Raw genomic sequence first — 19049 nt, forward strand, 5'->3', positions numbered from 1 at the left:
CGCGGGCATCCAGCGACCCGTGGTGGTTCGTCGACGACGGCCAGTGCGGGCGCGATTCACCTGGCAGGGGTTCGGGAGAGGGCGCGTCCCATCCTTCGGTCGGTTCGGTCATTCGCTGCATTCCCCGGTGCTCAGAGGACGTGGTGTGCGATGAGCTTGCCGAGGTAGGTGATGTCGAACCGGCCCTTGAACTCGAGCTTCACCTTCCCGAGCCCGCTGAACCACAGCTCGAGTTCCGCGTCGAGATCGAACGTGCCTGCCGTCTCGACGGAGAAGGCCTGGATCTTGCCGTAGGGAAGCGACGTGAAGTCACGCTTCTTGCCGGTCATGCCCTGCACGTTCACCGCGATGATCCGCTTGTCGGTGAACACGACGAAGTCACGGATGGTCTTCGCGGCGAGGAGGATCTGTTCACCGTCGAGGAGCAGTGCTGAGACCTGCGGGGCGATCTCCCCGGGGTCGCACTGCGAGAGCTTGAAGACGGAGCCGTTGCTGAAATCGATCACAGCTCAAGATTATGAGTGTGGGCCTCAGACGACATGTCCCCGTCCGGGCGTCAGCGGGGCTCGACGAGCTCGATGAAGCGGGAGAGCAAGGCCAGGCCGGGGATCGACGGCGGCAGCGCCGTGGTGAGCGCCGGCGAGTGCACGAGGTACGCCGCCCACTTCGCCCGCGAGAGCGCCACGTTCAGGCGGTTCGGCATCAGGAGGAAGTCGAGTCCGCGCGGGATGTCCGCCGCCGAGGACGCTGCGAGCGAGACGATGGACACGACGGCCTCGCGCCCCTGGAACAGGTCCACCGTCCCGACCTGCGTGCCGGTCAGCCCGGCCCGGTCGAGTTCCTGCCGGATCACCGCACCCTGCGCGTTGTACGGCGCGACGACGATGACGTCCTCGTCCGTGAGCTGCCGCACGGTGTCGCCGTCCGTCCAGGTGCGCCCGACGATGTCCTGCGCGAGGACCACGACGCGCTGCGCTTCCTCGAGCGAGGAGGTCGTGTTGCCCGCGTGCACGACGGGCACCGGGTGCACGCCGGGCTCGACGCCCTCGAGGTGCCGCCCCGACGCCATGGACGTCAACTGCCCGTTGTAGGACAGCCCCGACACGGACGCCGTCAGCGCGGGCTCCATCCGCCGCGTGCGTGCGAGGAAGTACCCGAACTCCGGCGGCAGCACGTGCTCGCCGTCCGCCAGCCACCCGAGCGCGGACTCGTCCACGGGCTCCGGGTGCGACCCCTGCGACACCTGGGGCAGCTGCTGCGGGTCCCCGAGGAGCAGCAGCCGCGAGGCCGCGATCGACGAGGCGATCGTCGGCGCGAGCGAGAACTGCCCGGCCTCGTCCACGACGAGCAGGTCGAGGGACCGCCGCTCGATCGTGGACTCGTTCGCGAACGTCCACGCCGTCCCGCCGACGACGCCCCCGGTGCCGCTCTGCTCGCACGAGGCGAGGAACGCCGCGATCGCCGCACCGTTCTTCACGGGGGTCCACGCCGCTGCCTCGACCTCCTCGGGATCGGCGCCGGACTTCGGCTGCTTCACGACCCGGTCCGCGGGCACCCCGGCCGCGATGACCGCGTCGAGGAAGTTCTCCGACGTGGCATGCGACTGCCCGACGACACCGACCCGCCAGCCGTACTCCCGGACGAGCCGCGCGACGACGTTCGAGCCGACGTAGGTCTTGCCCGTGCCGGGAGGGCCCTGGATCGCCAGGTACGACCGGTCGAGCCCGAGCAGCGTCGTGACCACGGCGGTGACGGTGTCGTCGCCGACGACCGGAGTGAGCGTTCCCCGTGGCGGCACCCGCCGGAGCAGGTCGAGCGCGGGGTCCGGCAGCATCGACGGCAGCGCGTCGAGGACGGACGCGCCCCACTCGGCGATGGCCTCGGGCTGCGGCTTCGCCCGCGGCGGGGACGACGGCGCGAGCGCGACCGGGAACTCGTGGTGGGGTTCCCCACCGACGGGCAGCCGTTCGAGGAGCAGGACCTCCGTCGCCTCCCCGTTGTCCCGCACGTCGATGATCTGAGCGCGATCCGTCGCGCCCTTCGACCCGGGGCCCGGAGAGCCGACCGATGGCGGAGGCGGGGTGTCGTAGACGAGGTGGGGCGAGCCTCCCGGCCGGAGACGACTGCCGGGCGCGAGCGTCCCCGACAACCGGAGTTCTCGGGACTGCGAACGGGCACGAGGCAGGGTGTCCCAGTCACGCTCAACGGACGCGCGCTCCACGACCAGCACGTCGCGGGTGTCCGCCCACTCGTCGAGGGGGTTGCGGAGGCGGTCGAAGTGGTCCTGCCAGAAGGTCTTGGCCTCGCGCCGGTGGTAGTCGATCGCGGCTGCGGCGAGCGCCAGCGCCGTCTCGTCGGGGGTGCGGTCGAGCGCGACCACGCCCTCGAGGTGCTCCGCGAGCGCGACGTACACCGGGTTCGGCTCGCGCTCGACGGGGATCGGCGGCAGGTCGAGCTCGGCCGGCGCGTCCGTCGACGGCGGGCGCAGCGAGCGGAGCCAGTCGCGGAGGCGCAGGGTCGAGCGGCAGTCGTAGGCGTTGTAGTCCGCGACCTGGTCGAGCATCCGCTGCCCTGCGGCGGGGTCACCGTTCCGGAGTTCCTCGATCGCCTCGACGTAGGCGGTGATGCTGTCCGCGGCGTTCGTGACATCGCTGAGGCGGAGGTCCTCGCCCATGTACAGCGGCTCGAGCTTCTTGATCGAGTAGCTGTGGCTGCCGACGACCAGCGCCTTGCGGACGATCGGGTACAGGTCGACCAGGACGCCCGCGCGGAGGAGGTCGTCGACCGCCTCTTCGCCGACCCCGTGGCGGGCGGCGAGCGAGAGCAGGTGCGTCCGCTCGTACGCCGCGTAGTGGTAGATGTGCATGCCCGGGTACTGCGCGCGACGCTCCGCGATGAACGCGAGGAAGTCCACGAGCGCCTGGCGTTCGTCGCGGATCGTGTGGGCCCAGAACGCCGTGAAGTCGGCCCGGTCGTCGACCAGACCGAAGAGGTAGTCGAGTCCCCAGTGCACGCCGTCCTCGGTGTGGAGCGGGTCGCCCTCGAAGTCGAAGAAGACGTCGCCTGCGTCCGGCACCGGGATCGCGTCCAGGGCTGACGGGTCCAGGACCTCGAAGCGCGGGCGGTGGTCACGCGCGTGCTCCGAGTCGATCTGGAGGCTCGCCTGACGAACGAGTCGGTCCAGCGTCGACTTCGCCATGGTGGGCACCGGTGCGGTGCGGACCGCCAGGTCGTCGATCGTCAGGACACCCTGCCGGATCAGCTTCGTACGCTGGTCGAGGCGCATCCCGGCGACGAGGACCAGGTCGCGGTGCTGCTCCACCTGCTGCTGGCAGGCGCTGCACCGGCCGCAACTGGCGTAGCGCGGGTCGCCCCAGGCGAGGGGTTCGTCTGCGCGCAGCCGTTCTTCGATCACCCTTCGCAGTTCCGTTCGCTGCGTGCGGTACACCGGCGCGATGTCGGCCAGGTCGTGCGTGGTCGTCGTGCGGTCGCCGAGGACCAGGTGGACCTGCTGCCCCGTCGGGATGCCGTGCGCCTGCATCTGCTCGGCGTAGGCGGCGAGCTGCAGGAGTGCGCTGATCTTGGCGTGGCGGGCGAGCTTGGTGTCGTAGACCTCGTACTCCCCCGCAGCGTTGCGGATGATGAAGTCCGCGAAGCCGATGAAGCCCGCGCTGTCCGGTGTCGGCGGTGCGAAGAACGTCGGCTGGTAGAGGACGTCCGCGCCGTTCCTCATGGCGTCCAGTGCTGCCGCTGCTGCCTCCGGGTACTGCGGGGGCGCCGGGCGGTCGAACTCCACGACGTCGTGGGTCGTCTTGAGGATCTCGAGGTAGTCGAGCTCGTGCTGGTCCCCGAGCTTCGCCGTGCGGTCGAGCATGTCGTCGTGCTCGTCCGGCAGGGCTGCTCCGCGGCCGAGCTTGGCGTCGAGGCGGCGCAGGAACGCCCACTCGCACGACGCCCACGTGGTGAGGTCGCTGGGGCTGAGGAGCGCCCGGCCCTCGGAGGTGATCTGCACGGCTTCACCCTAGGGGCGGGGGCCGACACCGCCGTCGGCCGTCGTACCCTCAGCCGGCCGTCGGTCGCTCCCACATGGTGACGGTGCTCTCGAGCTTGTCGTAGCGGTACGGCTTCGTCTCTCCGGTGGGCTCGTAGCCGAGGGTGGTCCAGAACGGCGCGGCCCAGTCGGCGTTGCGCTCGACGATGCCGAGGCGGATCCGGGAGGCGCCGGTCTCCTGTCGCACCCGGTCGAGTACCGCGTCGTGCAGTCGCCGGCCGAGGCCCTTGCCCTGGTGGGCGCCGTGCACGATCAGCAGCCCGATGTACGCGGTCTCCGGGTCGGGGTAGCCGAGCAGCACGTCTGCGAACGCGACCAGCTCCTCGTCGTCCCAGAGTCCGATGCTCCGCTTGCCCGCCGGGTCGAACCCGGGCGGCACGGAGATCAGCGCGGAGAGTGCATCGGCGGGGCCGGGCGGGTAGCCGGTGATCCGTTCGGCGTACGCCGGGAAGGACTCGAGCAGTTCCTGCAGGGCGTCGACGTCGTCCGGCTGCAGGTCACGAACCGAGTGCGTCATCTGAGCGACGCCACCGCCGGCGCGAACGCCAGGAGCGAGATCACGGCCGGCGAAACGGAGGTCATCGCTCGAACTTACGGGAGCGGGTTCGCTGCGGTTCGGCGGCGCGGCAGAGCACCCGTCCACCGGTAGCGTCGACGCAATGACCGACAGGGACTCGAGCACCGTGCTGCTCCGCAAGAACGCGACGTGCTTCATCAACGTCGCTGCGTACCGGCGCGTGGAGCTCGACGTCGAGGCGTTCGAGCCTCCCGGCGGGGTGGCGCGCGGCATGTTCGGCACTCGCGGCATGGAGGGCATCGGCGGTCGTCTGACCCTGACGTCGACAGCGCTGTGGTTCCACGCGCACCGGCTGAACTTCATCCGTGCCGAGTTCGGGATCCCGCTGGATCAGATCGTCGAGGTACGGAACGCTTCCCGGGGCCTGTCGCGGCAGATCGAGGTCGTGATGCGGTCCGGTGCCCGGCCGCGCTTCCTCGTCTGGGGCGTCCCGACGGTCATCGCGGCGATCGACGCCGCTCGGGGTCGGTCGCGCTGACGTCGGGTCCCGTCGGCACGAAGCGCGGGCCCTCGTACCCGTCGCGGGAGACGTGTGCGCTGAAGTCGGCGAGCGAGCGGACCCAGTGGCCGCGTTCGCCGTAGAGCGCCTGGTACACGACCACCTGTTCTTCGGTCTCGGTGTCGCGCGCGACGAGCAGCACCTCGTACTCGCCGCCCTTGAAGTGGCGGTACCGGCCGGGCGTCACGTCGCTGCTCACGCCTCGATGCTACGAGTTCCCGGATCGTCGGCCGACCGGAGCCACGGCTCGATCCGGATGATCGCACGCCAGTCGCCGCCGAGGACCGCGCTGATCGTCTGCTCGGGGACCCGGAGGAGTGTTCCGACGAACGCGTCCCACCCGAGCCCGGGCAACGCACCGACGCGCGTCTCGTACAGCAACCAGTCCTCGGGGACGCGCTCGAGCAGCGCGAAGGCCCTGTCGATGTCGCCGCTTGATGGCGGTGCATCGCGGAACTTCTTCGGTGTCGCCGGACTTAGTACTCGACGGACTCGTCCGATCTCTCCCTCGTCGGGCAGCTCAGACGGAACGTCCACTTCGACGCAGAACGGCAGATCGGACGGAACTGTCCCGAGGCTCACGTCCACCGTGGCCCACCACCGCGAGGGTGGACTCCCCTCGTACAACAGAGGGAGGCCGCCGGTCGGCTCCGCCACGAGGGCACCCCCGCGCCACACGAGAAAAGCTTCACAGGACATCACGGGCATCGCGTCACACCGCTACCCAGCGGTCCGGTGCGATCTGCCGCATCGGCTGGACGGAGCCAATCATCACGGATTGCTTCCTCGTGGTGTTCGTCGTCATCACCTGTACTGTTGATCAGTGCCTGACATTTCTGGTTTCACGGCCGTTGCGATCAGGAGACGAACAGTTCATGACGAGCGCGAGGCGAACCGTCCTCCCCGGTGACGAGTGAGAGCCCGGACGCACGGACGTGGTCGCAGGCCTTCGCCACCGCACCGCCGACCCCGACACCGCTTGGCCAGAGGAGCGAGCGCGATCCTCGGGTCTCAACTGTGCTCGGGCGACGTCCCCTCCGAGGTGGCCTCGGTCCTGATCGACGTCCTCGTCAGATCGGGCGTCGCTCGTGACGAACAGGTCGTCCTCGGCTGGTGGTCTGGGTACGGCGACACCGTTGCACCACCAAACGCCCACCTCGACTTCCTGCCACCCGACGACCGCGAGATGTGGCTCGTCCTCTCGCGACTCGGTGCGATCCCGAGGCTGACCAAGCAGGTCGGTCGCGGACCGACTCGGTGGCTTCCGATGAGCCGGAGTTGGAGTGTCGTCTCCGACTTCTACGACCGGTCGGTCATCGTCGCCGGGAGCACGCGTCTCGTTGACGCGGTCCTGCCGGCACCTGGACTGGAAGCCGTCTTCGTGACGGATCGAACGCGCCGCGCGGTGCTGTCCTGACGGGAATCCTCACTTGTCCCACGCCGACGTCGGCCCGAGGCCCCGCCGTGCACGCCCGGTGTTGAGGACCTCCTCGACGAGGTCGAGCTTGCCCGCGGTGTAGTCCCGTCCGTCGTCGAGGCCGGAGAGCGAGCGCTTCAGCTCGGCGTACCGCTGCCGAGCGACCGGGTCCCGCAGCAGTGCATCTCGGAAGAGCCGCTGGTTGCAGTGCTCCCACGCATCCGCGGCGAACACGTGCAGGATGTGGGTCCGCGCGCCTGACGAGCTCCGGACGTACACGCCGTGGTTCTTCGGCCCGTTCGAGTGCCGCACATACCCGACCCCCTCCAGGAGCGACCCGATGGCGAACGGGTCGACCCCGGCTGCGGCACGCGCGGCGAGGTCGATGACCGGCTTCGCGAGGAGTCCCGGGACGGCGGTGCTTCCGATGTGCTCGATCGCGGTGACGCCACTGCCCAGCGCACGTGTGACGCGAGCGGCCTCCGAGCGGAAGTCCTCCGCCCACTCGGCACGGTGTTCCACGAGCTCGACCATCGCCCGGAGCCTATCGCCAGCCGCGGCTGTGCCCGGCTCTACCGCCGCCGCACAACCGAAAACACTCCGCACCACGCAATGGCGCGGTTCGGAGTGCTTTCGGTTGTGCGAAACCACTCCGTCCCACCTCCGCTCCGCCCCGTCCCGCCGCGATGAGCAGCCGGATGAGCCAGCTCGCGATCGCCGCAGCGTTCGCGCGCGGCGGCAGACTCGTCTACGTCGGCGCCGGCACGCCGGGCCGACTGGGCGTCCTCGATGCCAGCGAGTGCCCGCCCACCTTCGGCACCGACCCGTCCCAGGTCGTCGGACTGATCGCCGGTGGCCAGGTCGCGTTGACGACCGCCGTCGAGGGTGCGGAGGACGACGAAGCAGCCGCGGTCCGCGACCTCGACGCGCTCGGCCTGACCCAGGACGACGTGGTCGTCGGGATCAGCGCGTCCGGCAGGACGCCCTACGTGATCGCCGCCATCCGGGAGGCCCGCCGCCGCTCCGCCTTGTCGGTCTCGGTCGCGTGCAACGCGGGTTCGGCCGCGGGGCGGCACGCCGACATCGCCATCGACGTCGTCGTCGGCCCGGAGTTCATCGCCGGGTCCACCCGCCTCAAGGCGGGGACCGCGCAGAAGCTCGTCCTCAACATGCTCACCACGCTCGCGATGGTGCGCAGCAACAAGACGTACGGCAACCGCATGGTCGACGTGCGTGCCACGAACGCCAAGCTCGTCGCCCGGGCGTTCACGCTCGTGCAGGACGTGACCGGGGCCTCTGATGCGTCGGTCTCCGCTGCCCTGGCGGAGAGCGACGGCGAGGTGAAGACCGCCATCGCGGTGATCCTCACCGGCGCCTCCGCGGACACCGTCCGCCAGCGTCTCGCCGATGCCTCCGGCTCCCTCCGAGCCGTCCTCTGAACCTGCACCACTCCGTTTCCTTCCCCCGAGGAGCACCATCAATGACCGATGCACAGCAACTCGCACAGCGGATCCTCGACACCGTCGGAGGCTCCGGCAACATCGCCGACGTCGAGAACTGCATGACCCGGCTGCGGGTCGAGGTCGTCTCGACCGACGCCGTCGCGCTCGACGAGCTCAAGTCCACCGACGGTGTGATGGCCGCCATCGCGGCCGGCTCGAACCTGCAGATCGTGCTCGGCCCGGGTCTCGTCGACCGCGTGGCCGTCGACCTGGAGGCTCTGCGCGCGTCCGTCCCGCCGGCTGCGGCTGGTGGGGCCTCGCCTGACGAGCTCGCTGCGCGCGGGGCGTCGATCAAAGCGACTGCGCGGTCCCGTGCCGATGGCCGCACCATGCGTGCCATCCGGAAGATCTCCGCGATCTTCATCCCGCTCATCCCCGCGCTGATCGCGTGCGGTCTGATCGCCGGGATCAACGGCATCCTGACGAACCTGGGGTGGCTGCCCGGTGTGACGCCGTTCCTCGGCGTGCTGTCGTCCGGGTTCCTGTCCCTGCTCGCCGTCTTCGTCGGGATGAACGCCGCGAAGGAGTTCGGCGGCACGCCCATCCTCGGTGGCGCCGTCGGTGCGATCGTCGTCGCGGCCGGGGTCGCCAACGTGACGGTGTTCGGGCAGACGCTCGCTCCCGGGCAGGGCGGTGTACTCGGCGCACTGGCCGGCGGCATCCTCGCCGCGCTGGTCGAGCGCTTCATGCGGCGGCACACGCCGGACGTCATCGCGCTCATCGTCGTGCCGACCGTCACGGTGCTCGTCGCGGGGTCGGTCACCCTGGGCATCCTGATGTCGGTCGCCGGGGTCGTCTCGGTCGCGATCGGTGCCGCTGCCACGTGGCTGCTCGCCAACGGGGGCGCATTCGCCGGGTTCGTCCTGGGCGGGTTCTTCCTGCCGCTCGTCATGACCGGCATGCACCAGGCCCTCACCCCGATCCACACCACCCTGATCGACCAGACCGGATGGACCGTGCTGCTGCCCGTGCTCGCGATGGGCGGTGCCGGGCAGATCGGCGCCGCGCTCGCGCTGTGGATGCGCTTCCGTCGCAACGAGGCGCTCTCGCGGACCATCCGTGGCGCACTGCCCGCCGGGCTCCTCGGCGTCGGCGAGCCCAGCATCTACGGTGTGACGCTCCCCCTCGGTCGGCCCTTCATCACGGCCTGCATCGGTGGGGCGTTCGGCGGCGGTGTCGTCGGGCTGTTCGATCAGCTCGGGCACTCCGTCGGGGCGATCGCCATCGGGGCCTCGGACCTGTCGCTCCTGCCGCTGCTGAACGGGTCGTCCGGGTACGGATGGGCGCTGCTCGGGTACGGATCGGGGCTCGTCGTGGCGTACGTCGTCGGCTTCGTGGCGACGCTGTTGTTCGGGGTGTCCGCGTCGGTCGAGGCTGACCTCGAAGAGCAGTCTGCTCCGGGTGCGCCGCTCGACCTGGTGTCGTCGGCCGTGCCTGCTGATGCAATCGATGCGCCTCCTGCAGCCGGTGCCGCGGGTGCTCCTGCGGCCGGTGCCGGTGCCGGCTCGGCTGCTGGTTCCGCTCGGGCGGGGGCTTCGCGCTGATGCGGTTGGGCGCGAGCGCGTACCTGGCGCACGCTTCGTTGGCGGGTCCGACCTTCTCGGCCGCGGCGGAGGCGGGTGCGACGCTCGCGTTCACCTCGTTGCACATCCCCGAGGACTCCGCCGATAAGGCTCGTGCCGCGGCGGCCGCGAACGTCTCGGCAGCCACTTCGTCGGGCCTGGCGGTCGTGGCCGACGTCTCCCCCAACTCCGCTCGGTTGCTCGGTGATTCGCCGTGGGGGTTCCTGCGGTCGATCGGGGTGGCGCGGGTTCGGATCGACTTCGGGTTCTCCGTCGCCGAGATCCGTTCGATCGCCGCGGTGCTGCCGATCGCGCTCAACGCGAGCACGCTGCAGGCCGCTGACCTCGAGCCGTACATCGCTCCGAGCGCCGGCAAGCTAACGGTCGGCATGCTCGGCGTTCAATGGATCGAGGCGTACAAGCCGACGGTGAAGGCGTCGCAGTTCCACTCGGAGGAGTCGTCCTGGCGGATACACGTCGAGCCGAAATGGGGTGACAGGCCCGTGGGATCGTTGGCGCACACCGAGATCCAGGGGTGGATTTCGGACCTCACTACGCGGTACAGCGCAAACCAGGTTCGACGCGTGCACGGCGTCCTCAAGAAGATCCTCGACGGGGCGGTCAAGGACCGTCGTCTCATGTTCAACCCGGCGCTCGAGATCCGACTTCCCAAGAAGCTCAAGGGCAAGCACGCATACCTCTCACACGAGCAGGTGGAGCAACTCGCATCGACGTCCAAGTACCCGGACCTCATCCGGTTCTTGGCTTACACCGGCCTGCGCTGGGGCGAGGCGACTGGTCTCCGAGTCAAACACGTCGATCGCGAGCTTCGACGGGTCCTCGTCGAAGAAAACGCCGTCAGCGTGAACGGGAAGATCGTGGTCGGCACCCCAAAGTCTCATGAGCGTCGCTCGGTCGCCTACCCTTCGTTCCTCGACGCAGCGTTCGAAGCTACTTGTGCGGGCAAGGCGTCCGACGACCTCGTGTGGGGCAACGGCTATGAGCACATGCGCCCGGGGGACTCCCGGCGCGGGTGGTTCGTCGGCGCAGTGAAGCGGATGCAGGCCACGAGCGCTGCGGCGGTATCCGAGGCCAAGCTTCGAGGGCAGAAGACGCCGCCTCTCTTCCCGTGGATTACGCCACACGACCTCCGGCATACAGCTGCGTCACTCGCGATCAGCGCCGGCGCGAACGTCAAGGCGCTGCAGCGCATGCTTGGGCACGCCTCGGCGGCCATGACTCTCGACACCTATACCGACCTGTTCGAGGATGACCTCGATGATGTTGCGGCAGCACTCGACGCTGCGCGAATGCGGCGGCTTGGGCAAGCAGTCGACGCCGCATGAGTCTGCGGAACTCCCATCGCGGAACTCTGAGCGAATTCCATCGAGCGAGGCCGAGCATCACTCGCTCTCGCTACGCTCGCGGCATGTTCCTCAACGCCCCGCGCGGCTTCCGCGATCCCGATCTCATCGCCTACCGCATGGCGATGCTCGCGACCGCCGAGCGCACGCTGCCCCCGGAGGCATGGACCCGAGATGTCGAGGACCGACGTCGCGCTCGGAAGCCCGACATCGTACTGCCGCACTTCGATCCGGCGGAGGCCGGCGTCAAGGCACGCGCGCTGCTGCTGCTCGACGCCCCTGGGCGGAAGACCGTCCTGGAGTGGGGCGGCTCAGGCTTCATCTCGCTCGACAACGAGGACCCAACGGCGAAGAACGCCTGGGAGACGCGGAACCAGGTGGGCCTTCACGACCACGTGCTCGCGTGAACATCGTGCCGTGGGTGCTCGGCCGAGCGTCGGTGAAGCCTTCGCCAGCCGATCTCGCGCAGGGCTCGATCGAGCTGCGGGGGCTGCTCGAGCTGCTGCCCGACCTTCGCGTGATCGTGCTCTCGGGCCAGAAGGCGCAGGAGGGCTGGGACGCCCACCTCGATCTGCACATCGGCGATCGCTACCGCGTGCTCCGCACTGTGCACCCGGCCGGGCAGTCGTTCGCGCAGGCCGGCGCGAGGGAGAAGTTCGTGGCGACGCTGGCGAAGGTCGCCGAGCTGGTCGCGTAGGTCACGAGCCAAGTCGCGATCCCCGGTCCGCGGGCAATCGGTCGTTCGATCCGGCAGTCTGTCTCTCTATCCCCGATTATCCCCGCCCAGGGGATAATCGTCGGCCGCATCAGTTCGACGGGCTGTCCCGTCATCTCATGCAGACCGGATGGGCGAGCAGGCCCTGTTCAACCAGGAATGCAGCGACCGGGACCCCGCAACGCGAGCAGATCCCCTCCCCCGGCTTCCGAGCCTGCGGAGCAGACGACGTCGATGGCGGCCCTGAGAATGACCTCCGGTACCCGCCTCCTGCACTGCTCCCAGGTCCTCGGCGGTAATCGGCGCCCTGAGTGCTCCGGCCGGCGGCTCGCTGGTCCCGCAGCGCTGCCTCGCGCTCCGAGGCCTGCCGCGTGATCTCCGCCTGCTGATCCGGCGTCAGCGGCTCGTGGACACTCCCTCTCGTGAACCAGAAGTGCTTCTTGCCGTAGCGCTTCTGCTCATGCCTCGACACCAGACTCGTCCGCTTCATCGCGTTCAACATCGCAATGACCGCCTCCCTCAAAGATCCCGGTACAGGCGTAGGAGTGACCGGCCCGACAGCGCTGCCGAAGCGTTCCACGAGGTTCGCGAGAACGTCGTCCGAACGGACGTTCTCATCGGCTGTCAATGGTCGGATCACCTCGAACCACAGGAACCATCGCCATCGCTCGCCGGACACACGGGCTCCTTTCGGATCCTCGCCGGTCAGCCACGCAGGCCACTCCCCGAGCACCGACAGCGCCGCGGCCCGCTCCGTGCCTGTCAACCACGCATCATGGTCGCGCTCACGTGCCGCCACGATCTGGTCTCGCCGGGCTTGACGGGCGGCCTCTTCGGCGGCGCGGCGCGCGGCCTCCGCTGCCTCCCAGGCCAGATGCTCAGCGGTGGCTTTCTTCAGAGCGACGAGCTCTCGTATGAGCATCCCCTCCGGCAGGAGGCGCCACTGCCTCAGCGGCACGACCCGGAGCTCGCCCTCGTCCTGCGCCAGGATCGTCCTAGCACCGTTCGACCAAGCTCTGCTCGTCGCCTAGGCGACCTGGTCCGTGAGCGGGTTGATCCACAGCACCGGCGCCCCGGACGCCGCGATCTCCCGCTGCGTCGCGTTGAGCCGCATGATCCCGTCGCGCCACCGGGACTGCTCGCCGGCATGACCGAAGAGCCACACGTCGACGGTGCCCTGTCGCCGGTACGACTCGTGGCGTTCCCGCCAGGCGTCGATGCTGAGGCCGGAGTACTGCACCTCGAGCGCGAACCGAGTGCCGTCCGCCAGCGTCACGAGCACATCGGCGATCCTCTCTCGCACGTCGTTCGAGGGATGCTCCTCGATCGCGACTGCCCCCGGCATCGCCCACCGCGCCCACCGCGCGAGCAGCCCCTTCGCGAGAACGTGATGCATCCGCTCGGCGCCGTGATCGACGCCCTTCGCCAAGTGCCGGTAGCCGTCTCGCCGGTCTGCCTTGCTACGGTCGACCGTGGTGAGTTCCGGCGTCGCGCAGCCGGTCACGGGGCACGTCAGCGCCCGCTTGGTCTCCGACCGCCTGCTCTGCGCCTCACCCTCGGGCAGCAGCACCAACCCCGGTGCGCCGTCCCGCCTCGCGGCGTAGATGAAGCGACGCTCGCCCTCGTGCACGAACTTTGCGTGCAGCCTGGCGTCCTCCTCCGACATCCCCACGAGCGAATCATAGATTGGGGCACTGACGCCCTGTCGCGGTGATCATGGCGTTCTTCGGAGCGATGATCTGCCTGTTCAACATCGGACCGCTGCTGCCGTTAGCTACAGCAGCCCGTCGCGAATGAGCGCGCTCAGCGCCCGCAGCCGCTCGAGGTGGTTGTCCAGTGCCTCGGACTCGTCGTCCGTCACAAGCTCGGAGCCGTCCTCGACCGAGGCGCGCTCCTCCGTCATCGCGACGTGCCGGCCGTCGGCTGCGAGCCAAATCACGAGCGACCAGACGTCGCTCGACGGCGGCCGCATCCACACGCCGCCCATGAGCTCCTCGTCGCACACCGCGTGGAGGAGGTCCTGCTGATTCATGCGTCCGTCGAGGTTGCCGCCGCCTCAATCTCTTCCTGAGACGGGGTCCGATGGACAACCTGGAGCACCTCGATCTCACCGGCCTCGACGACGAAGTAGTCACCGAGCGTAGTGGGGTCAGAGTCCTCTGCTGCGCCAGGCGCCCGGTATGTCGGCTGCGTGAGGACGATCGACCTGTGCGGGTGTGGATCGGGATCGTTGTCGAACGAGTACATCGTGCCCGTCACCCACGCGCCGCTCCTGAGCACGAGCGTCACTTCGACGATGACTTGTTCGTCCGGGTCGAGCAGCGACTTCCATGCAGACGTGTCGCGTGGGACCGCTGACTTCCAGAGCCACTTCAGGCCGTGGTCGTGCATCCACTTGGTGCCGAACAGGTAGCCGAGCACCGTGGCGGCAGCAGCCGCCAAGACCACGATCGCCACCGACGGCAACAGGTGGTCGCGTGCCCACGACAGGTCACCCGCGAACAGCTGATCCAGGTGCGACCGGACCCAGCCCGAGGAGCTGGCGACGAGGGCCAGGCCGAGCGCGACCACCGCGTCGCAGATCGCGCTGACGAACACGAGTGCCGCCGTCTCGCGGAGGACGGACCGCTTCGCGGCTGGCTGATGACCCTCTCGCGCGAAGATGAACGCGACGCCCGGGAACAGCGCGAACACATAGAACGCGACCCCCAGCACTGATGTAGGCAATTCACCCCTCCGCAAGCAATAATGCTGGAAGGAGGTGCGACATGGCGAACCAGAGCAGCGGTCGTTGGGTGAAGTCCGACAACATGAAGGGTCGGGTCATCGAGCACGGCATGCAGCCGGCTCAGATGCAGTTCCGCCCCGCGCCCCGTCCTGCCGCCACGCCCGTGAAGCCCGCGCCGGCAGCAAAGAAGTCGCGCTAAGCAGCTCGTCGACGCCTGGCGAAGCGAGGCTCGCCCGGTCATTGAGAATCTCGGTCGCGAAGATCTGCATCATCAGAGATGCCGTGTGCCAGCCCGACGCGATCAGCCCACCGAACGGCCCGCCGTCTGCCGCCTCCGGATCCGTGTGGATCGTCTGCGGATCGAACTCACGCGCGAACCGCAGCACGTCGCTCTCGAGCACCTGCTCGGCACCGTACGTGACATCGATGCCCGGCGTGTAGTCCTCGAAGTACCGGTCGGACACGGGACGCTCAAAGTCGCTCACACCCCAAGGGTGGCGCGCACCCAGTCGCGACGTTCTGCGCGATTCCCACAAAGCGTGTGTTGGCAGCTGAGGGTCCCCGATCGAGCGACGAGGTTCATGCGTCCGCGCGTGGCACTTTCGCTCGCACGTCGTCGGCCTGCTGCTCGTCGAGCACCCTGCGCTGATGTCTCGGGTGCTCCGGGTACCGCTCCCTGAGGTACTCCCGCACGACGAGTCCGGGCCTCGCCTCATCGGTGTAGCCGAGCTCACGGGCAAGGTCTCGCGGCGCGTAGATCGTCACAACGGCCGATTCAGTCGTTGCTGAGCATCTCGAGGCGGGCACCCTCGCCGAGCCACTCGAGCTCTTCCTCCGCGACCTGCTCGTCGTAGGCGTCCTTCGGCGACATGGCGCCTGGGTTCGTGTCCATGACGGAATCCTAGGCGGACGACGTCACGACACACTCGCGAAGACTTTTCGGTGCTCCTCGTTGCTGCTCGCGAAGACTTTTCGGTGCTCCTCGTTGCTGCTCGCCTAGAGTGCCCATATGGCCAGCCGACTCCGCAACAGCGCGAAAAGGTCGCGGACCGTTGCGCCGTCCGGCACCGTAGCGCAGCGTAAGCCCGCGGCGTCCGCAGCGATGGGTCGCGTCACGACGAAGTCAGCGATGCCCGTCACCGACGACGCCCGCTGGACGCGCAATCGCGAGCAGGCGCTCGAGGTGCTCGCTGCGTTGTCGAGTCCGGAACTGGCCGACCTCGTCGAAGAGGCACGCCGGGCCGGGCAGGCCGCCGATCTGTGAGGGCGGTCCTCAACACGAACGTCCTGCTTCGCGGCCTCACTCCCCCGGCCAAGTTCGATAACGGTGGAGGCGCGACATGGCCAACCAGAGAGGCGCCGACAGCCAAGGAGTCACGCTGACCTAACCTCTCCTGGGGTGCGAGAACTGAACTCGCGCTCTGCTCGTGGGCTCGACTCTTGCCTGGCCTGCTGAACGCCACCGGGCGCCGATCCGGCACACGCCCCAGGGCTTGACGGATCACTCGGAGGGATCTGGGTTCCCCGGATCGGGATCAATCTCGGCACTCACCTCCGGGGACAGCTCCGGATCGATCTCCACGTCCAATGCAGTGCTGGACAGCACGAACGGGCGCGGCGGGTGTGGGTTGTCTTCCAGCACGACCGACGCGACGTCGAGCTCGTCAGGCCCGTGTTCGGTGTCGATCTCGATGACTGCCTTCGCCCGGACTGAGGTCGACGTCTCGAAGTAGTGGTCGTTCAGCTCTCCGACGAGGAGCAGCTCATCGTCGTCCTCGCCGAAGAAGTCACCCTTGTAGGTGTTGCCGTCGATGGACAGGACGACGTCGGCGCGCGCCGTGACGATGTCGCCGTTCGGCTCGTCGAACTCGAAGTCGGACTCGAGGTCGATCGCGACGATCATCGCGGTCTCCATCGCAGACGGGAAGTCGAACTGCACGAAGTCCGGCCGTTGGTAGTCGCCGCCGTACCCGATCTCTTCGGTGATCTCCTTGTTGATCAGCGATTCGAGCGCATACGACGCGACACGCACGAGACCGGCCCGCCGCGCTGCGTTCGTCGCTCGAATCCTCGCCTCCGCAGCCGTGTGCAGGGCGAGCGTTGATGGTGTCGTGGCTGCTTCCTCTGCGGCCTTCTCAGCCGCCGCTTCGGTGACCGCCGTCTCGACGATCCCCACCACGTTTTCGAGGGTGTCGACGACCGCGACGCGGCTTGCATCGATACCGAGGTGATTGAGATCTTCGAGGAGATGCGGATGCAGGACCGCCTTGCCAGCGGATTTACCTGTGAACCCACGGTCTTTCGTGACGAAGTGGATCGAGTCATTAGACCCGTCCGCTTGCAAGTAGGCGAGGATCGTCTCCCAGATGACGGCGTCGCGGAAGCCGAACGACTTCTTCTTGTTGTCCTGCTCTGTCTCCAGGAACGGGCGACGTCGTGCGAGATCGCGCTTGACGAGGTTGCGTGCGATGCCGTTCGGGGCTGCAGCGGTGCTCAATCCCTTCCGCCCGACGAGAGCCGCGCGGCCGGCGGCGATCTCATTTACGCGCTTCTCGAACGCGGCCTCGATGACGCTCAAGTCGACGTCATCCGGGATGAGCTTCAGGCCGCTCACGGCCTTCTTGCGTGCTTCATCGACGGTGTCCGTGTACTGCCGCTCGAGCTCGTCGACGACGACCTCCGGCAGGAGCACAAGACACGCACCAGTCTCCGCGAGCGAGAGGAGCTTCTTGCCGGAGACCGAAGACATCCATCGAGCCCCGAAGAGGGCATTCGTGTCCGGGACGACGGTGATCATGACTCCATCCTGCTGGACTGTTCGCGCTCTCGGGGAACGGGTTTCTCATCGCCAGAGCGGGTGTCGAAGAGCGAGGGTTGGGGCCGCGCCATGGACACCGAGGTCCGGAAGATCCGGAGCGGGTTGATTAGGCATCGGGTTCGTCCTCCTCGCCGAATACGGTGCTTGGCGACGGATGACAGACTCAGACGCCGATGGTCCGGACGACGTTCAGGACTGAGGAGCCTATCTCCTCCCACCTCTGGGATCCGTCAAGAACCATTATGGGAACTGATGCGGCACGGGTAAGCGCAGCGCTGCCGCCTCTGTGCGGATGCGCTCGATGCACTCTCGGGCGGTGAGCTCGTCGCTCGAGATGGTCTCCGTCCAGCCGGACGTGCGCGCCATATCCTCTGGGCCGAGCCACATTGGGAGACCGAGGTCCTTGCGCCACCAGCGCTTGATGGCCGACTCGACCTGAAGGGCTTGGGCACCATTCTGGAACCGCTCGAGGTTCAGAATCGTCCAGCCCTCGATCTGGAACAGGTCGAGGCGCACGGTGCCCTCGTTGGTGATGCCGACCTTGAATGAACGCAGGCCGCGGTGCTCGAGGAAGTAAACGAAGCCCGGCTTTGACTGCTGGAAGCCTCGGTCGGCGCAGACGGGGCAGCCTTGCTCGTGCGACCGGTTGTTGACCGTCGACTTCCACTCGTGCCCCTTGGTGCACTCCCACCACACGATCCGGTTGGAGAACTGGGTGAGAACCGACGGTAGAAGCTCGCCGTTCTTGATGCGGTGCCATTCGGCGGCGACGTCGGGCCGGACGGTCGCGAGGTCGTTGAAGCCCGCGAGCGTCTTGTGCCCAGAGCAAATCGGGCAGCCAACCCCGCCACCGGTGCGGCTGGCGATCACCGACTCCCACTCGTGGCCGAACTCATCGAGCCACCATGCCTTGACGCCGGTCGACGAGGTGACGTCGGAAGGTGCCAGGTCGCCGTTCCGCGTGGGGTGCCACTGCGCCGCCACGTCGGGCCGACGCGAGGCGAGATCGTTGATGCCGACGTGGAGTCTGCGGCCGGAGCCAGAGCGCTTCTTGCCTGACTCGATCGCTGCCTGAGCGCCGCACTTCGGGCAGCCGAGCCCCATCGATGTGCGGGCATTGCCGGTCTGCTGCCACTCGTGACCCTCTTCGCAACGCCACCAGAGGCGGGCACCGGTCCCGGCGCTCGTCGTCGCCGGAGTTGAGGGTGCGTTCTTCGTCGGGTGGAACTCGAGCGCGAGGTCCGGGCGGATTGTTTCCATGTCGTTGATGCCCGGGAGGAGTCCCTGCGGTAGCTTCCCCGCCACCTTCTCGCGGTGCTTCACGGGCAGGCCGAGAGCGCGACGGGCGCGCTTGGCCGCGGCAAACTCCCCACCGCGCGGAACCTTGCACACCGGACAGCCGTTTCCGTAGAAGCGGTTGCCGATGTTCGCTTCCCACTCGTGCCCCTCGGGGCAGACCCACCACGCCTTCTTGTTCGACTTCGGCGAGATCGCCGCGGGGTTGATGACGTTCTTGGTCGGGTGCCACTGTGCGGCGAGGTCGGGGCGCTGGGAGGCGAGGTCGTTGAAGCCCGCGAGCACACGGGTGTTCGAGCAGAACGGGCAGTTGCTCCCGTTCGTGCGGTTGTTGATCGCGGCATCCCACTCGTGCCCGCACGGACCTAGCCACCAAAGCTTCCGGGCAGAGCCGGGCGTGAGCTTCGAGGGATCGATGTCACCGTTGAGCGTGGGATGAAGCTCGGCAATGAGGTCCTGACGGAGGTCGACGAGATAGCGCCGCGTTGTTCCGGTGGTGGTCATCCGCTCAGCGTAAGCA

22 protein-coding genes are annotated in these 19049 nt (G+C 68.3%); 8 read left to right on the forward strand and 14 right to left on the reverse strand.

The features are described from left to right. Positions 1 to 131: 131 nt before the first annotated feature. From EDF27_RS13720 to EDF27_RS19750, 3 genes are read right to left on the reverse strand one after another with little or no spacing between them, the layout of a single operon-like run. Complete coding sequence (locus tag EDF27_RS13720; protein ID WP_132049354.1) at positions 132 to 506, reverse strand: PH domain-containing protein; 375 nt, start codon at positions 504 to 506, stop codon at positions 132 to 134. 50 nt (positions 507 to 556) lie between these two features. Then, positions 557 to 4012 (reverse strand): TM0106 family RecB-like putative nuclease, encoded by a 3456-nt coding sequence (locus EDF27_RS13725; RefSeq protein ID WP_132049356.1) that lies wholly within the window; start codon positions 4010 to 4012, stop codon positions 557 to 559. A gap of 49 nt (positions 4013 to 4061) precedes the next feature. After that, on the reverse strand, positions 4062 to 4568 hold the full coding sequence (locus EDF27_RS19750; protein ID WP_165931500.1) for a GNAT family N-acetyltransferase: 507 nt from the start codon (positions 4566 to 4568) through the stop codon (positions 4062 to 4064). Between the two features lie 142 nt (positions 4569 to 4710). Here EDF27_RS19750 and EDF27_RS19755 point away from each other — a divergent pair, with 142 nt between their 5' ends. Further along, positions 4711 to 5106 (forward strand): hypothetical protein, encoded by a 396-nt coding sequence (locus EDF27_RS19755; protein WP_165931501.1) that lies wholly within the window; start codon positions 4711 to 4713, stop codon positions 5104 to 5106. Here the strand turns inward: EDF27_RS19755 and EDF27_RS13735 are convergent. Both EDF27_RS13735 and EDF27_RS13740 read right to left on the reverse strand, forming a co-directional pair. Next, complete coding sequence (locus EDF27_RS13735; protein ID WP_243698354.1) at positions 5066 to 5326, reverse strand: DUF1653 domain-containing protein; 261 nt, start codon at positions 5324 to 5326, stop codon at positions 5066 to 5068. The two genes, EDF27_RS19755 and EDF27_RS13735, sit on opposite strands and share 41 nt — an antisense overlap. Then, the gene (locus EDF27_RS13740; RefSeq protein WP_165931502.1) at positions 5323 to 5709 is read right to left on the reverse strand and encodes a hypothetical protein; all 387 of its coding nucleotides are present in this window, start codon (positions 5707 to 5709) and stop codon (positions 5323 to 5325) included. Before EDF27_RS13740 ends, EDF27_RS13735 begins: the two co-directional genes overlap by 4 nt. Positions 5710 to 6169: 460 nt before the next feature. On the opposite strand from EDF27_RS13740, the gene EDF27_RS13745 reads away from it, so the two are divergent. Next, entirely contained in the window at positions 6170 to 6544 is a 375-nt protein-coding gene (locus EDF27_RS13745) for a hypothetical protein (RefSeq protein ID WP_132049362.1), read from the forward strand. 9 nt (positions 6545 to 6553) lie between these two features. On the opposite strand, the gene EDF27_RS13750 is transcribed toward EDF27_RS13745, so the two are convergent. Further along, positions 6554 to 7078, reverse strand: coding sequence for a GrpB family protein (locus EDF27_RS13750; RefSeq protein ID WP_132049364.1), 525 nt, complete (start codon positions 7076 to 7078; stop codon positions 6554 to 6556). A gap of 164 nt (positions 7079 to 7242) precedes the next feature. Between EDF27_RS13750 and murQ the strand changes: the two genes are divergently transcribed. From murQ to EDF27_RS13775, 5 genes are all read left to right on the forward strand, one after another. Next, a complete protein-coding gene (gene murQ / locus EDF27_RS13755; RefSeq protein WP_132049366.1) occupies positions 7243 to 7983 on the forward strand; it encodes an N-acetylmuramic acid 6-phosphate etherase in 741 nt (246 codons plus the stop codon). A gap of 41 nt (positions 7984 to 8024) precedes the next feature. Next, positions 8025 to 9590: a PTS transporter subunit EIIC gene (locus EDF27_RS13760; RefSeq protein WP_132049368.1), complete on the forward strand. Its 1566-nt coding sequence runs from the start codon at positions 8025 to 8027 to the stop codon at positions 9588 to 9590. Further along, entirely contained in the window at positions 9590 to 10954 is a 1365-nt protein-coding gene (locus EDF27_RS13765; RefSeq protein ID WP_132049370.1) for a MupG family TIM beta-alpha barrel fold protein, read from the forward strand. The genes EDF27_RS13760 and EDF27_RS13765 overlap by 1 nt, the downstream gene beginning before the upstream one ends. Positions 10955 to 11037: 83 nt before the next feature. Continuing rightward, positions 11038 to 11379, forward strand: a complete 342-nt coding sequence (locus EDF27_RS13770; RefSeq protein ID WP_132049372.1) for a hypothetical protein — start codon at positions 11038 to 11040, stop codon at positions 11377 to 11379. Next, positions 11376 to 11669 carry a hypothetical protein gene (locus EDF27_RS13775; RefSeq protein ID WP_132049374.1) on the forward strand — a complete coding sequence of 98 codons (294 nt, stop codon included), beginning with the start codon at positions 11376 to 11378 and terminating at the stop codon, positions 11667 to 11669. Before EDF27_RS13770 ends, EDF27_RS13775 begins: the two co-directional genes overlap by 4 nt. Before the next feature lie 130 nt (positions 11670 to 11799). On the opposite strand, the gene EDF27_RS13780 is transcribed toward EDF27_RS13775, so the two are convergent. The 6 genes from EDF27_RS13780 to EDF27_RS19960 all read right to left on the reverse strand — a co-directional run bounded on the left by EDF27_RS13780 (position 11800) and on the right by EDF27_RS19960 (position 15180). Continuing rightward, positions 11800 to 12645 carry a hypothetical protein gene (locus tag EDF27_RS13780; RefSeq protein ID WP_132049376.1) on the reverse strand — a complete coding sequence of 282 codons (846 nt, stop codon included), beginning with the start codon at positions 12643 to 12645 and terminating at the stop codon, positions 11800 to 11802. Between the two features lie 69 nt (positions 12646 to 12714). Next, the gene (locus tag EDF27_RS13785; RefSeq protein ID WP_132049378.1) at positions 12715 to 13359 is read right to left on the reverse strand and encodes a hypothetical protein; all 645 of its coding nucleotides are present in this window, start codon (positions 13357 to 13359) and stop codon (positions 12715 to 12717) included. Positions 13360 to 13461: 102 nt separating this feature from the next. Further along, a complete protein-coding gene (locus tag EDF27_RS13790) occupies positions 13462 to 13719 on the reverse strand; it encodes a hypothetical protein (RefSeq protein ID WP_132049380.1) in 258 nt (85 codons plus the stop codon). Then, positions 13716 to 14402, reverse strand: a complete 687-nt coding sequence (locus tag EDF27_RS13795; RefSeq protein ID WP_279433191.1) for a DUF6338 family protein — start codon at positions 14400 to 14402, stop codon at positions 13716 to 13718. Before EDF27_RS13795 ends, EDF27_RS13790 begins: the two co-directional genes overlap by 4 nt. 108 nt (positions 14403 to 14510) lie before the next feature. Continuing rightward, positions 14511 to 14900: a MaoC/PaaZ C-terminal domain-containing protein gene (locus tag EDF27_RS19955; protein ID WP_207909633.1), complete on the reverse strand. Its 390-nt coding sequence runs from the start codon at positions 14898 to 14900 to the stop codon at positions 14511 to 14513. A 94-nt stretch (positions 14901 to 14994) separates the two neighbouring features. Continuing rightward, positions 14995 to 15180: a hypothetical protein gene (locus EDF27_RS19960; RefSeq protein WP_207909634.1), complete on the reverse strand. Its 186-nt coding sequence runs from the start codon at positions 15178 to 15180 to the stop codon at positions 14995 to 14997. 364 nt (positions 15181 to 15544) lie between these two features. Between EDF27_RS19960 and EDF27_RS20275 the strand changes: the two genes are divergently transcribed. After that, complete coding sequence (locus tag EDF27_RS20275; RefSeq protein WP_279433192.1) at positions 15545 to 15679, forward strand: hypothetical protein; 135 nt, start codon at positions 15545 to 15547, stop codon at positions 15677 to 15679. A gap of 237 nt (positions 15680 to 15916) precedes the next feature. Here the strand turns inward: EDF27_RS20275 and EDF27_RS13805 are convergent, their stop codons facing one another. Beyond that, positions 15917 to 17212: a PIN domain-containing protein gene (locus EDF27_RS13805; protein WP_132049386.1), complete on the reverse strand. Its 1296-nt coding sequence runs from the start codon at positions 17210 to 17212 to the stop codon at positions 15917 to 15919. 261 nt (positions 17213 to 17473) lie between these two features. Continuing rightward, the gene (locus tag EDF27_RS13810) at positions 17474 to 19033 is read right to left on the reverse strand and encodes a zinc-ribbon domain-containing protein (RefSeq protein ID WP_132049388.1); all 1560 of its coding nucleotides are present in this window, start codon (positions 19031 to 19033) and stop codon (positions 17474 to 17476) included. Between the last annotated feature and the right edge of the window lie 16 nt (positions 19034 to 19049).

The organism is Curtobacterium sp. PhB136, from assembly GCF_004346855.1.
Taxonomy (GTDB): Bacteria; Actinomycetota; Actinomycetes; order Actinomycetales; family Microbacteriaceae; genus Curtobacterium.

Coding starts and splice junctions, on each gene's coding strand:
- EDF27_RS19750 (WP_165931500.1), bottom strand. CDS start 4,568: ATGACGCACTCGGTTCGTGACCTGCAGCCGGACGACGTCGACGCCCTG.
- EDF27_RS19755 (WP_165931501.1), top strand. CDS start 4,711: ATGACCGACAGGGACTCGAGCACCGTGCTGCTCCGCAAGAACGCGACG.
- EDF27_RS13750 (WP_132049364.1), bottom strand. CDS start 7,078: ATGGTCGAGCTCGTGGAACACCGTGCCGAGTGGGCGGAGGACTTCCGC.
- murQ (WP_132049366.1), top strand. CDS start 7,243: ATGAGCCAGCTCGCGATCGCCGCAGCGTTCGCGCGCGGCGGCAGACTC.
- EDF27_RS13760 (WP_132049368.1), top strand. CDS start 8,025: ATGACCGATGCACAGCAACTCGCACAGCGGATCCTCGACACCGTCGGA.
- EDF27_RS13765 (WP_132049370.1), top strand. CDS start 9,590: ATGCGGTTGGGCGCGAGCGCGTACCTGGCGCACGCTTCGTTGGCGGGT.
- EDF27_RS13770 (WP_132049372.1), top strand. CDS start 11,038: ATGTTCCTCAACGCCCCGCGCGGCTTCCGCGATCCCGATCTCATCGCC.
- EDF27_RS13790 (WP_132049380.1), bottom strand. CDS start 13,719: ATGAATCAGCAGGACCTCCTCCACGCGGTGTGCGACGAGGAGCTCATG.
- EDF27_RS20275 (WP_279433192.1), top strand. CDS start 15,545: ATGCCCGTCACCGACGACGCCCGCTGGACGCGCAATCGCGAGCAGGCG.
- EDF27_RS13805 (WP_132049386.1), bottom strand. CDS start 17,212: ATGATCACCGTCGTCCCGGACACGAATGCCCTCTTCGGGGCTCGATGG.
- EDF27_RS13810 (WP_132049388.1), bottom strand. CDS start 19,033: ATGACCACCACCGGAACAACGCGGCGCTATCTCGTCGACCTCCGTCAG.